The following is a 12,303-nucleotide window of genomic DNA, read 5'->3' as shown; positions in this document are numbered from 1 at the left end:
TCAGAAGCTGTAGACCAGACCAAGACCAACAGAATAACTGTCCTTGTCATTGGTCAGCGGGCTGTTGTGCACCTTTTTGTCGATCAGCTGATAATCCACTACGCCAAGCACCGACACGCGGTCGCTGATTGGGTAGACTACGGTCATGTCGATAAAGGGCTCGGTTGTAGAGCCGACATCATAGGCGGCGCGCTGTGCGTTGGCCTCGCTGGCGGACACACCGTAAAGAAAGTTGTTCAGCTTGCCATCGCGCATCCGCGCCCCGGCACCGATATCGATCCCCAGCTCGCCAACCTGAAATTCGGTCCCGAATTTTGCTTCCAGATGATACCCTTTGTGTTCGGAAGAGACATCCATCATCGCACTGCCCGCGACATAGAACCCATCAAAGTGGTAAGTGGCATCAAAGCCGGCCTCGATTGGGGTACCACGTTTGAGACCCGCAAACAGCGGCTTGTTTTCCGGGTAGTCCGGTTTTTCGCCCGCACTGACCCGTACAGAAACCTGCATGTCCTCGCTGTTCACAAAATGATAGGCCACCCCACCCCACCCCAGGCTCAGCCGGTCACTCTCATAACTCAGAAACGGCAATGCAGCCGACTCGGTGCTTTCGCCTTTATAAAGGCTGGAGCTGGCAAACGCGCCCAGCCCAAGGCTGAACTGCCCGTTGGAAAACAGTCCGTCGGCGCGGGCGCCAGACGCGCCAGTTGCTGCTGCCAGAATACTCGCGGTCACAAGGGCAGCGCTGCGGTGAAACTTCATAGTAGTGTCCTTTTAGGTGTTAGATCAGAGTGTTTTAGAAAGTTGAAAAATGCGGCCCGCCATATGGCGGAGCTGTTCAGCAGGTCTCACTGGCGCAGTCCTTGCCAATTTGCCTGCCGGTTGTCGTCTCATCCGCTAGGCGTGGGCGGTTCGGACTGTCCGTCCGCGCACAGACGGACAGATCATCCGGCCCCTAACGCAGCCGGTGGGTGATATCGGCATGGATCACACAAGGGTCGGCAGAGCCGATCTGACGGATCATGCGCGGTGGGAAACTGATGGTGGCGACGGCTTTTTGGTCGATCAACCCTTCCGAAATCACCCGCGTCTGCAATTCGGTCACGGTGGTGATCTTGCCAAACAAGGTGCGCTCGACCTCTGTCATCGCGCCCTCCCACCGGTTAGGGCTGGTGCGGGTCCAATCAATATCCACCTCCCAGGCCTCGTTCAGATGGTTGAGATCAAGCGGCTGGGTAAACGTCAGCGGTTTGGAATACAGCACCTCATCCTCGGCGTCGGCCTCAATCTCGCGGCGGACCTGGGCCGAGCAGCCAGAAACAGAGCGGAACTGCATCAGCGCCAGCCAATGCCCGTCTTGGGGCTGGATATCTTCAGACCCTGCCCCGGCCGAGGTCGCAGGCGAGGCCCCAATGGTAAACCCAAGTGCGATGCAGAACATGACAGGCACCAGCGATACATTGCGCCGGTACCTGCGCAACGCCGGGGTAAGATGGCGGGGTTGGAACGGAAAGCTGAGCATCGCTGGGTCTCTCTTTGGTAAACGTCGGACGAACATGTGTCGGTGAAGGGCCGTGATATGTGTTTGGACAGCCAGTCGCTGACACATTCCATCCCTATCCGCGGTCCAGCCCTGTTGTCGTCCAACCAGGCCGGAAAGGACGCCCAGCCCTGCCCGTCCCAATAGGACAGGACGCCTCATCACAGTTTTGGTCGGTGGCAACCAACAGGATCGCAGATATCGCTTGACATGATACCTAATGGTTTCATAATTATGAGATACCAAACGGTATCACTTTAGAAAGCCGCCCCGCCATGACCGATCCAGAAATGCCGGCACCACGCCACTCGGAACAGATGGCCTTTCGCGCCCTCGCCGATCCAACCCGCCGCCAGATCCTGCAACTGCTGGCCCAGGACAATATGACCATTGCCGAGGTTGCGGAAAATTTTCAGATGACCCGTGCCGCGGTGAAAAAACACCTCACCATTCTGGACCAGGGCAATTTGATATCGGTCCGGGTAGAGGGGCGCGCGCGCCTGAACAGCCTGAACCCTGACGGATTGAAACAGGTGTTCGACTGGTTCGGATTCTTTGATGCCTTCTGGGACAGCCGCCTTGCTTTGCTCAAATCCGAAATCGAAAAGGACATCCAATGACCGATACGATCCTGCAAAAATCCATCTATCTGCGGGCCACCCCGGCCCAGGTCTGGGCCTATCTCACCGACCCAGACAAGCTGGCGATCTGGTTTCACAAACCCCAAACCCCGTTGGTTGAAGGCCCCTACGAAATGTTTGGCACCGAAAGCGGCAAGCGTCTGATGTGGGGCGAGGTACTGGTTGCCAAGCCGTATGCCCGTCTCGAATACAGCTTTACCATCGCGCCGATGGGTGATCGCAGCAGTACCGTCACCTGGACATTGGACGAAGTACCCGGCGGCACCAATCTATTGCTGCGCCACGAGGGCCTGCCACAGGGGGTCGAGGCGTTTGATCTGTTGCTGTCGCTGGACAAAGGCTGGGATGAACACCTGGGACGGATGCGCGCCTCGGCGCATGAAGCGGGTTAAATCTGCGCCCACTCCCTATGAAACAACGCGCGATCCCCGTGGCCTGACCGTGCCGGAAGGCAACAGCCATGGGGATGGCTCTGCGGCGGGGTTCACCCGATGACGGTGACACCGGGCATCTGGCGGATCAGCTCAACATCGTTGAAATAGCGCTCGGTCATGACGTCGACAAAGCCCTGCGACCAACCGGGAAGATCAATTTCCTCTTCCACGACATCCTCGGAATGAAAATAGGACAGAAACAGCTCGCGCACTTGATCGCGCTGCTGGTCCGACAGCTGCGGGCGCTCGGCCAGATAGGCCTCCAGCCGTTTGGTGCCCTCCTCTGTCATCGCCTTGCGCAGGATATCTGTTTCCCCTTCAAACCGGTATGCGGCCCCCATACCGGTGACATGCCCCAGCACCTGCGGCCAGAACACGGGCGTTTCCTCATTGCACCAGACGGTCACACCGCAACCCGGATTCGCGGTCAGAATATCCGCAACCACATCCGACCAGCACAGATCCATCAGATCAGTATCGCCCGAAAACCCGTACCAATCCTTTTGCGACTGCGCTGAAAACCCCGTGGGCACCAGTGTCGCCGGGTTACACATCCCCAGGAAAAATTCACACGCGTGATCCGGGAACACCGCGCGCAGCGCCGCCGTATTGGCACCAGCATTTTTGTATAGACGCCCACCGTTCAACATCCAGGCAGGCACCCCCAGAATGCTGGGCATCGACAAAATCAACCGCGAAACATCGGCATCACGCAGAACCCCATCCAGAAACGCCGCACATTCGGACTCAGTGATATCGTCTTTGGCAGCTCTGCCCTTCAGTTCGGTCAGCTCTTTGATATACGTGCCTGGTCGGCGAACGAGCACACCGTCCTTTAGCAACCGTGCAGTGTCCCGGCGCAGCGACCATGTCAGCTGTTCCTCATCAGTAAACGGCGCCCCGATATGCAGCGCAATAGACAGCCCCCCTGCCCCGGTGTCGGGCGCGGTAGAGATGCTTTGCGGTTCTGTCATGTCAACTCCATCTTGGAACGACCTTGTGCGATGCGGCACCGAAACGGCGTCCTCGGCGCAACGTGCCCCATCCGCCATCAAAGATGGCATGCCACCGCACAATGGCAGCAGTATTTGTCTTTGTTTTGTCGCGATTTTGTCCTTTGTGTAGCCAGCTCGCTTGAGGAGAGTCAATGCAAGGAGCGTGACCAACCGGCCACGCCCCAAAGGATCGGCAACCCTCAGCTCATCCGCAATATTGCCCAGACAGTTCTCCACGGATGGCGCAACGGATAGCCGCTCGGGCGCGCCTGTACTGGGGTCCGGCACCCGCGCAGCGAGGAAGGCTTTGAACGGTATTGCCAAGTTGTTGGCGTGAGCTTGTGAGGTATTGGCAAAAGAAGGTTCAGGCCGCCATTTCGGCGGTGTAATCGTCCCAGAGGTTGAACGCATCAGAACGAGCGTGGCATGATCGTTGGAAAGTTCATTAGCGCGACATAGCTGAGTCAATCAGCCTGAACAACTTGGCAATACCAACCTTGCTTTGGCAGCAGGACGCGCAGGGTGTCGGCGCATTGGCTCGGCAATTGTCGTTGAAAACCAGCACCCTGACGCCGTTGTTAAAACGGCTTGAGGCGATGGGCCTGGTCACCCGCCAGCGCAGCAGCACGGATGAACGGCAGGTGCATATTCACCTGACCGAAGCCGGATCCGCCCCTACGCAAGACGACCGGGCCAATCACCGAATGCGTAATTGCCTCGACCGGGTTGGACATAGAAACGCTGCAAAGATTGGTTGCCAAGCCCAATCAATTGTCGCAGCACATGCAGGACAACAAATCAGCCGCGACCTAAAATACGCCTCAGACCGCGACCACTTGTTGCAGAGCCGTCTCAGCGGTGGTGGATCTGGGAAAACTCACCTCAAACACCGCACCGCGTGGCTCGGCCGCCTTCACCTGTACAGTCCCACCCCAGCTCTCGACCGTTTTCTTAATGAACGCCAGCCCCAATCCGCTGCCCTCTGTCGATGTCGAAAGCCGATGAAACGGCGCAAATATCTCGTCCCAGTGTTGCTCAGGAATGCCCGGCCCATCGTCGCGCACAGAGATCGTCACGGCATCGCCGCTGGTTGTCGCCTCCAGCACAACATATCCGCGCTCCTGATCGTGGTGCTGTAGCGCATTGGCAATCAGATTGCGCATCACCATGTCAAAAGCGATGGGATTGACCCGAAGATCTGGCATATCTGCCGCAATGGTCACATCAAACCCCTCGCGTGGGCCTACCAGATCCAACACCTCTCGCAGGCGATGCGACGGCTGTATCACCTCTGACTGGTGGCATTCGCTTTGGGTAGTGGCATAGACCAGCAAATCCTGCACCAACCGCATCATGCGCTGCGACAGCGATTCAATTTCCTGCCAATTGACCTGAATGTCCTGCGGCAGCGTGATCCCGGCCTCCTGCATATCCTCGGCCATAAAATCAATCAGGTTGAGCAGACTGAACAGCGGTGCCTTTAGGTCATGTGCCGCAATCGAGGAGAAGGTGCGCAACTCTTCATTCGCAGCCTCCAGCGACACCGCCTGTTCGGTGATGATGTCCTGCTGTTGCTGCAACTGTGTTATATCCACCCGCAACGAGGCATAATGCCGGGATCCCAGTTTGACGTCCCGTGCCTGAAACACCCGGCCGTCCCTCGTTCTCACAATCCGCAGCTCTGACTTGCCGCGACGCAAGTCTTCGACAAACTGGTCGACCATATCAACAATCTGAATATCGCTCAGATCATTTTCGATGGTGCCATCAACATAGGATTGAACGATCATCTGGCGCATTGTCGCGCCTTTTTTCAGCGCAGGCACCACGCTGGGAAAGATCAGCTCAAACCCGTGGTTCCAATGTACCGCCTTTAGTTCAGTGTCATAGATGACAATTGCGGCGGCCACCTCATCCAAAGCACGGATCAGCAGCTGATCACCGGCCCGGTCCCGCAGCAATTGTGCGGATTGTTGGCGATAGTGGAAAAACCAGTAGCCCAGGGTCAGGATCGCCGCCAACATCGCGGTGGAAAGCAACAGGCCCCAGCGCACCAGTTTATTGTCCCAAAGGGTGCGAGAACGGCCAAACCATTTCTTCTCGACCGTAGCCAACAAGTTGGCGGTCACACTGCTGTCGATTGCAGCGTTCAATGCCGTCCTAAGCGACTCCTGATCCGGGGCCACAACAAACCCATACGGGCTGATAACAAGTGATGGCAGCAGCGACACAATACTATCTTCGACATGGGCCATGCGCAGCCGTCTGAGAAAACTGTTTTGTGACGAGACAACAGCGTCGATCTCTCCGGTCAGCAGCGGCAGGATCAGATCATCCGTGGTGTCGAATTCGACAACTTTGGAAAACGGAACCAACCGCGCACCGGTTATTGCGAAGCTGCCTTTGACCACACCTACAGTGGTGCCGGTCAAGTCACCAAGCGTGGTGATGGGCCCATCTCGGCGCACGAAGGCCCGCAACTCAAACGCGCCTAATTCGCGCGTCCCCAAACCAGCGGTCAGCCGCTTCGGCGTCAATGCCAGGAGAGAGGTCACATCCGCAGCTCCGCTGCGCAGCTCGCTCAGCATCCCGGCTGGATTTTGGTTCGCGTGAAACTGAACTTCGCGCCCTGCTACACTGGCAATATGGCGCATCAGATCAATCGAAACGCCCTGCGGCTGCCCTTCTGCATCGGTAAAGGAATAGGGATGGAACTCTTCGTAGGTCATGCGGATGGGGTCCGCGCCCGCCCCCGTCGCAACAAGGGAACCTGCACCCAGTAAGATCAAAGCAAACAGATGCCTGATCATCAATCTGTAGAGAGCCTGCAATTCGTTACCCACGCCCGTGTTTTCCTTTGCAGACCATTAGGCGGCAAAAGGCTAAAGCGAAGGTTAAGACTTCGGGATCGTTTCAATTTTACACATTAAGCTGCGTAAAAACCGACGCGGGACGCGGAGCTGTGCTCCACGTCCCTGTTGTAAAATCAGCTATCAAAAGTGATTGGCAGATTATTTTTCGTAGTCGGGCAGCTGTTCCAGCTGTTCCTTGCTCATCGACACATAGGCCCGCAGGTCGTCGCCGTCGTCCGCACGCATGATGTCCATCTTGGTCAACTCCAGCTCAACTGGCTTTTCACCCAGCCCCAGAAAGCCACCGATGTCAGCCACGATCGACTTTACCTTGCCGTCGTCGGTCAGGTTGATCTGCGATACTTCGCCGATCCACTCGTCGTTGCTGTCGTACAGCGGCGCACCGGTCAGTTCTTCACTGGTCAGATCGGTGGCCACGACATTGGCGAACCCATCACGGGCAAAGACGTCTTTGACAGTCTCTTCCGTGTTCTCGGCCATTGCGTCGGCGTCATCTTTAATCTCGCCAGCCGCCGCAGTTGCGTCCTGTTTCATTTCGTCGGTAGCGGCATCCGCCTGGCGGGTCCAGTCATAAGTCGGGGCCTCTTTCAGCACATCAGCCGAGGCTTCCATCACCAGGAAGAAATCGCTCAGGTCTTCGGCGGTGGAGCTGTCGGCGACAAATTTCACCGATTTCATATCCACGGCAACCTGATTTTCACCCATGCCAAGAAAGCCGCCGATATCAACCAGAACGGAGTCCACGGTGCCGTCGCGATTTAGCACGACGTCGTTGATTTCGCCGATATCGTCCCATTCCTTCTGAACGCCGTCATGCTCAGACGCGCCCTTACCGTCCTCGGAACGATAGACGCGCATGCCAATGAATTCAGAAGCGTGGATCGCCATCGGGTCCGCCTCGGCACGGAACATGTCACCGTGACCGTCAGCCAGAACGGCGGTCGCAGGAGTCAGGGCAATTGCGGTAGAGAGAAGCAGATTTTTCATTTTTTTCATCCTCTTATGCTGTCAGCGACAGTATTTGCTGTTACTGGTGGGATAACTCGACCAGATCGAAGATGGTTCCGTGGATTCTGATTTTTCTTTATTGCGGGGATCGTCGACCATCTCCGCATCGCTCACAAATCAAAGATTGGAAAGCCGCTGCTCTGCCCGTATTCCATCGTTGGGCTGCGGCTCATATCCGCGCCGCCGCGACTATATCGGGCGCGGGCATCCCCTGGCCGGTTCTTAACAGGCCAAAGAGGTCAATATGCTTATACGTGTATCATCGCAACCGTTAACCCAGCCGATCTTCGATCAGCCCCAGCAAAGCCTCCACCTGATCGGGGTCAAGGCTGCGGCCCTTCAGATCAATCCGCATCGCTGTCGGCGCGACTTCTGCCGACAAATCCCCGCCTGAGGACAACCGCCGCGCCGCCAGTCGGGTGACCTGACGCGGGCGACCGCCACGGGGTTTGACCTCAGGTGTCGGCCCCGCATCTGCCAGTACCGCCTCCAGCAATCGCCACTCGGCCCGCTCATCCGCAGGATCCACCCCGGCCAGAGCGGAGCGCAAGGCCCCCTGCCCGCCCGACCGCAGCGCCGCCGCCAGTTTCAGCCCGGCCTTCTCCGACAGCGCATTAGGATAGCGGAGCAGATCGCCCAGCCCCTCATGCACGGCGGCAAAGCTGCGCACCTTGGAGCGTTTCGCCTTAGAGGCCGCGCCAAACAGCGCATCCACCGCCGCCTCGACCGAGGCAAACACCCCCTGCCCCGCCACCAGCACTGCAATACGCCCGCGTTCATAGGGCGTCAGATTGGCGCGCAGCTCGTTTTCTTCGATCATCGCCACATAGGCGCCAGCACTGTCAGCCCCGCGCCGCAGAAAGGCCGGGATAGCGGCAAAGCCGTCTTCGCTCCGGTTCAGCCGCGCATAGGCCTCCAGACGGCGGAAGCCGGAGACCAGACCGTAGCCCTCCTCCAGCGCGATCACCTCAACCGGGCTGCGCAAGCCATGGGTGCGGATCGACGCGGTCAGCTCGTCCAGCTCGTCCTCGTCGATCTGCATCCGGTCCCGGCGCAGATAGTCGCGGTCAATCTCTGCCAGCGGGATGCGCAGTACGGTTTCGCCCGCATCCTCGGCGGCGCGCCAGCGTTCGGCGTCTGCCTTGTCGCGGGCCATTTCCACCCGGTCCGCAACCGATGCCATGCCGTGCAACTGCGCCGCCTCGGCCGAGACTTTAGCAATCGGCGGGGCGCTGGCCGCGACACCACCGGGCGCCGGATCAAAAGGATTGACGCCAGGTTTCGTCGCGAAACCCTCCTCGATGGCTTCGATCTCGGATGCGTCGGGGGCGCTCAGCCGTCTGCGTTTTGCCATGTTACTCCGCCTCTTCCATCTGGGTGTCGCGCCACCAGCTGCCGATAAGCAGCTCTTTGAACTCCGCATAGGTCCGATCAAAGGTTTCGCGACCGCGTACATAGGTATCGCGGTTGAAGTCGCGATAGTCTGCTTCGTAGATCCCATTCACTTGCTCTCCCGCCTGCCCAACAAGGGCGGTGACATCCTGACGGTAGGCGTTCATGAAATCTCCGAAATAAGCTTGGATCACATTCGCCATGTCCGTCTGCTGACTGGCGTCAAAGCGCGTGATCAGCGCCCTTACTACATCCCATTCAAATTTAATTTCCGGCAAACCCGCCGCGCGTTGCGCCATATTCTCGCCCTCCTCGATGGAGGCGAAGGTGGAATAAAGCATGTCGAAAAACCGCCCCGTCGAGTCAAACTCCAGAAACGACGCCCCCAGCGGCACCAGCAGGATATCTGCTGCCGCCAGCGCATTGATGGTCAGATAGCCAAGCGCCGGGGGCGTGTCGAGAAAGACGATATCGTAGTCGTCCAGAATACCCTCCTGCTCCAAAAAGTTGCTCAGCGCATCCCACAGCGGCCAGCTGCGCAGCCCCATCCGCCAGACCGGGATCTGAAATTCTGCCCAGTAAAGATTGAGCTGCGCGCCAATGAGATCAATGTTGGACCAATGGGTTTTCTGAATGACGTTTCGCGACGAAACCCGCAGCGCCTCATTCAATGTCTCATCCAGCGGCAGCTCCGGCTCTCCGGCGGCGGCGCGCACAGCGTTTTCCGCCACCACCGATTTGGCGTAGTCCTTGGCAATCAGCGGAAAGACGGTGGACCATTCGTCCTCCACCGTGCCGCCAAGGATGGAGGTCATTGAGCCTTGGGAATCCAGATCAATTACCAGCACCTTGTAACCATCAAGGGCCGCCGACATCGCCAGATGCGCAGCGGTGGAGGTTTTGCCAACGCCGCCTTTGAAATTGGCAACCGCCGTCACCTTCGCCGGCACGCCCTTGGGGCGGTAGGGCAAGTATTCCTTGGTTGAGATCCCTTCGGAGGCGAAATGCTGTCGCAGCGCCAGAACCTCCTCCAGCGTGAACCATTTGGAGCCGCCTTCACCCTCGCCTTGGGGCAGGTCGGGGTGGTTCTTCAACACGCGGCGCAGGTGCTGCGGTGCCACCGGGATCAGGTACCGGGTGATCTCCCAGGTCGAGAACTTGCGCAGCCGCTTTTCGCCGTCTGGCGCATAGCCACGCCGGGCCAGATCTTCGCGGCCCTTGCTGCACATGGCAGCCGCCTTGGCAAAACGGGTGGTCTGGATCGGATCCGGCAGCTTGGCGGCGGCCTGTTCCGGGTCCAGATTGAAATACGGGGGCAAGGTGGGAGAGGTCATGAAGCTGCTCGATCTCTGTGCATAATTTATGCTGGGTCTATGCGCGTGTTTTCTGTTTTCGCTTATATGCCTGAGAATAGGGAACATCTTCTGCGCTGCATAGGTGGGATGGACCCAAAGTGCGAATTTTTCCGGGTGCCTTATCAGCACAAAGGGAGGTTTCGTCGCGAAACGTTCCTGTTTTCCCTCAAAAACTCAAAAATAGATCACAGCTAAACGTTTATATTTTTTAGAATCTTTAGAGTCTTTGGCATGTATTTTCCACCTGATTACAGTTACTTACCCAAGTTAGGGGACCCGGTTCCGGGTTCAAAGGGACCCGGATGCAGGATCAAAGGGACCCATCAGCAGGATTAAAGGGGCCTGAACGCGGGGCAAAAGGCGCCGATTCTCAGGATGGCGATCTGTGCCGGTCGGGCCTGTCCTGCCGCGCAAACCACTCTGATGACGCTCCATGATAGACCGCCATAGGGCCGTGATACAGAGCCTGATACGCTATTTTTGACACTGATCGGGCAAAATATGTGGTGCGCACAGGGCGCGCGCTCTGTGCCCCTGCGGCGCAACACCCGGCGGAATCATGCGATGCTAGGCCAGTGCCGCGATTCGCAAGCTGGCCGCCTCAATCAGCGGGCGTCCCGTGAACGGGTACCTTTTAGACGACACCCGCCACAGGGGCCAACTCCGAGGGTGGCGCTGATGCTGAGCTGGGCTGTCAGCAAAAGGAACCCATGCGCGGTTGTCGCACGGGTTCCTTTTGTGGCAGGGTATGGCGCAAAAGAGAGCGATGATGACAGGCAGTGATTCCATGGCAGAACCCAGCTTCGACGAAGAGCGGCTGACCGGCGCGTTGACCCGCGAAACGGTGAAGAAAAACGTGGCTGCAATCCATATCAGTGGCAAGCTGACGCTGCTGCAGCGCAAGCTGTCAAATGTGCTGCTGCTCAACGCCTATGACACGCTGACCTCCGCGCGCAGCCATACCATCGACGCACGCACCCTGGCGATGATGGTGGGATATAATTCCAACGATATCGACAGCCTGCGGGCCAGCTTGCGGGCACTGGCGGAGACGGTCGCGGAATGGGATATGCTGGATGAGCAGGGCCATCAGGAATGGGGCGTCTCCTCGCTGCTCAGCTTTGCCAAGCTGAAGAACGGTGTTTGCGAATACGCCTATTCGCCGGAGCTGGCCAAGAAACTGCATGACCCGAAAATCTTTGCCCTGATCAACGTCAAGATTCAGCGCAACTTCAGTTCCGGCCACGGGCTGGCGCTCTATGAGAATTGCTACCGGTTTGTGCGCACTGGCTCCACCGGCTGGTGGGGGCTGGACATCTTTCGCAAGCTGATGGGGGTGGATGGCTCCGCATATTACGAGAGTTTCAAACATCTCAATGCCAAGATCATCAAACCGGCGGTGGCCGAGGTCAATAAATCCTCCGACATCATCATCGAACCGCAGACCCGCAAGAAGGGCCGTGCGGTCAGCGAGATCCGCTTTTTGATCCGCGAAAACCCCCAGATGGCGATGTTCCAGATCGACGACAGCGATGGGCTGCGCCAGCAACCGGTCTATAAGGCACTGCGCGGGCAGGGGGTCTCTGACCGGCTGGCTCGACAATGGATCACCGAACACGGGGCCGACTATGTGCAGCAGAAGCTGGACTATGTGGCGGGGCAGGGGGCGGTGAAATCACCGCTGGGCTATTTGCGCGCTGCGATTGACGGCGATTACAGCCTGTCGCCGGACGGGCCAGCCGCGCCGCCGGTTTCAGCTGAGGACGAGGCCCGCATTCGTGAGGCGCAGGCGCGCCGCGACGCCGACGCCGCAGCAGAGGCCGCCGCCTTTGACGCGCGCGCCGCAGCCCGCCGTGATCGCGCCCGGCATCTGGATATCGTCGAAACATTGGTTTCGCGGCGAAACCCGACCCAGCGCGATGCCGACAAGCGGCTGTTCCTGTCGGGTCTGGACAGCGATCTGGACCGCGAGCATTTCCGCCAGCACGGCTGGCGCTCAGCACTGAACGCGGCGGCCATTATCGCCTTCTGGCAGGAGTTGGAACCAGAGGCCTTTAACGGCTAG

Annotated in this window: 11 protein-coding genes and 1 pseudogene; 4 read left to right on the top strand and 8 right to left on the bottom strand. The window is 58.3% G+C overall.

All coding sequences use genetic code 11. The features are described from left to right. The gene (locus PhaeoP97_RS19890) at nucleotides 1-762 is read right to left on the bottom strand and encodes a MipA/OmpV family protein (RefSeq protein WP_072506968.1); all 762 of its coding nucleotides are present in this window, start codon (nucleotides 760-762) and stop codon (nucleotides 1-3) included. Between the two features lie 193 nt (nucleotides 763-955). Then, on the bottom strand, nucleotides 956-1,522 hold the full coding sequence (locus PhaeoP97_RS19885; RefSeq protein ID WP_237029073.1) for a hypothetical protein: 567 nt from the start codon (nucleotides 1,520-1,522) through the stop codon (nucleotides 956-958). A gap of 293 nt (nucleotides 1,523-1,815) precedes the next feature. On the opposite strand from PhaeoP97_RS19885, the gene PhaeoP97_RS19880 reads away from it, so the two are divergent. Continuing rightward, entirely contained in the window at nucleotides 1,816-2,160 is a 345-nt protein-coding gene (locus PhaeoP97_RS19880) for an ArsR/SmtB family transcription factor (protein WP_096740494.1), read from the top strand. Next, the gene (locus tag PhaeoP97_RS19875; protein WP_072506966.1) at nucleotides 2,157-2,573 is read left to right on the top strand and encodes an SRPBCC family protein; all 417 of its coding nucleotides are present in this window, start codon (nucleotides 2,157-2,159) and stop codon (nucleotides 2,571-2,573) included. The genes PhaeoP97_RS19880 and PhaeoP97_RS19875 overlap by 4 nt, the downstream gene beginning before the upstream one ends. Before the next feature lie 92 nt (nucleotides 2,574-2,665). Here PhaeoP97_RS19875 and PhaeoP97_RS19870 read toward each other — a convergent pair whose 3' ends face one another. After that, nucleotides 2,666-3,589 carry a hypothetical protein gene (locus tag PhaeoP97_RS19870; RefSeq protein ID WP_072506996.1) on the bottom strand — a complete coding sequence of 308 codons (924 nt, stop codon included), beginning with the start codon at nucleotides 3,587-3,589 and terminating at the stop codon, nucleotides 2,666-2,668. A 503-nt stretch (nucleotides 3,590-4,092) separates the two neighbouring features. Here PhaeoP97_RS19870 and PhaeoP97_RS20870 point away from each other — a divergent pair. Next, a pseudogene (locus PhaeoP97_RS20870) lies at nucleotides 4,093-4,221 on the top strand (MarR family transcriptional regulator); the annotation flags it as partial. Here the strand turns inward: PhaeoP97_RS20870 and PhaeoP97_RS20760 are convergent. The 5 genes from PhaeoP97_RS20760 to PhaeoP97_RS19845 form a co-directional block, all read right to left on the bottom strand. Beyond that, nucleotides 4,189-4,344 (bottom strand): hypothetical protein, encoded by a 156-nt coding sequence (locus PhaeoP97_RS20760; RefSeq protein WP_237029074.1) that lies wholly within the window; start codon nucleotides 4,342-4,344, stop codon nucleotides 4,189-4,191. The pseudogene PhaeoP97_RS20870 and the gene PhaeoP97_RS20760 sit on opposite strands and share 33 nt — an antisense overlap. 87 nt (nucleotides 4,345-4,431) lie before the next feature. Beyond that, nucleotides 4,432-6,339 carry an ATP-binding protein gene (locus PhaeoP97_RS19860; RefSeq protein ID WP_237029072.1) on the bottom strand — a complete coding sequence of 636 codons (1,908 nt, stop codon included), beginning with the start codon at nucleotides 6,337-6,339 and terminating at the stop codon, nucleotides 4,432-4,434. A 282-nt stretch (nucleotides 6,340-6,621) separates the two neighbouring features. Beyond that, nucleotides 6,622-7,470, bottom strand: a complete 849-nt coding sequence (locus PhaeoP97_RS19855) for a PRC-barrel domain-containing protein (protein WP_072506994.1) — start codon at nucleotides 7,468-7,470, stop codon at nucleotides 6,622-6,624. Nucleotides 7,471-7,762: 292 nt separating this feature from the next. Beyond that, entirely contained in the window at nucleotides 7,763-8,845 is a 1,083-nt protein-coding gene (locus tag PhaeoP97_RS19850) for a ParB/RepB/Spo0J family partition protein (protein WP_072506965.1), read from the bottom strand. A gap of 1 nt (nucleotide 8,846) precedes the next feature. Beyond that, entirely contained in the window at nucleotides 8,847-10,217 is a 1,371-nt protein-coding gene (locus tag PhaeoP97_RS19845) for an AAA family ATPase (RefSeq protein WP_014876591.1), read from the bottom strand. A gap of 808 nt (nucleotides 10,218-11,025) precedes the next feature. Here PhaeoP97_RS19845 and PhaeoP97_RS19840 point away from each other — a divergent pair. Further along, nucleotides 11,026-12,303 (top strand): replication initiation protein, encoded by a 1,278-nt coding sequence (locus tag PhaeoP97_RS19840; protein ID WP_072506998.1) that lies wholly within the window; start codon nucleotides 11,026-11,028, stop codon nucleotides 12,301-12,303.

This window comes from Phaeobacter porticola (assembly GCF_001888185.1).
Lineage (GTDB): Bacteria > Pseudomonadota > Alphaproteobacteria > Rhodobacterales > Rhodobacteraceae > Phaeobacter > Phaeobacter porticola.
This window is presented reverse-complemented; position numbering and strand designations above follow the sequence as displayed.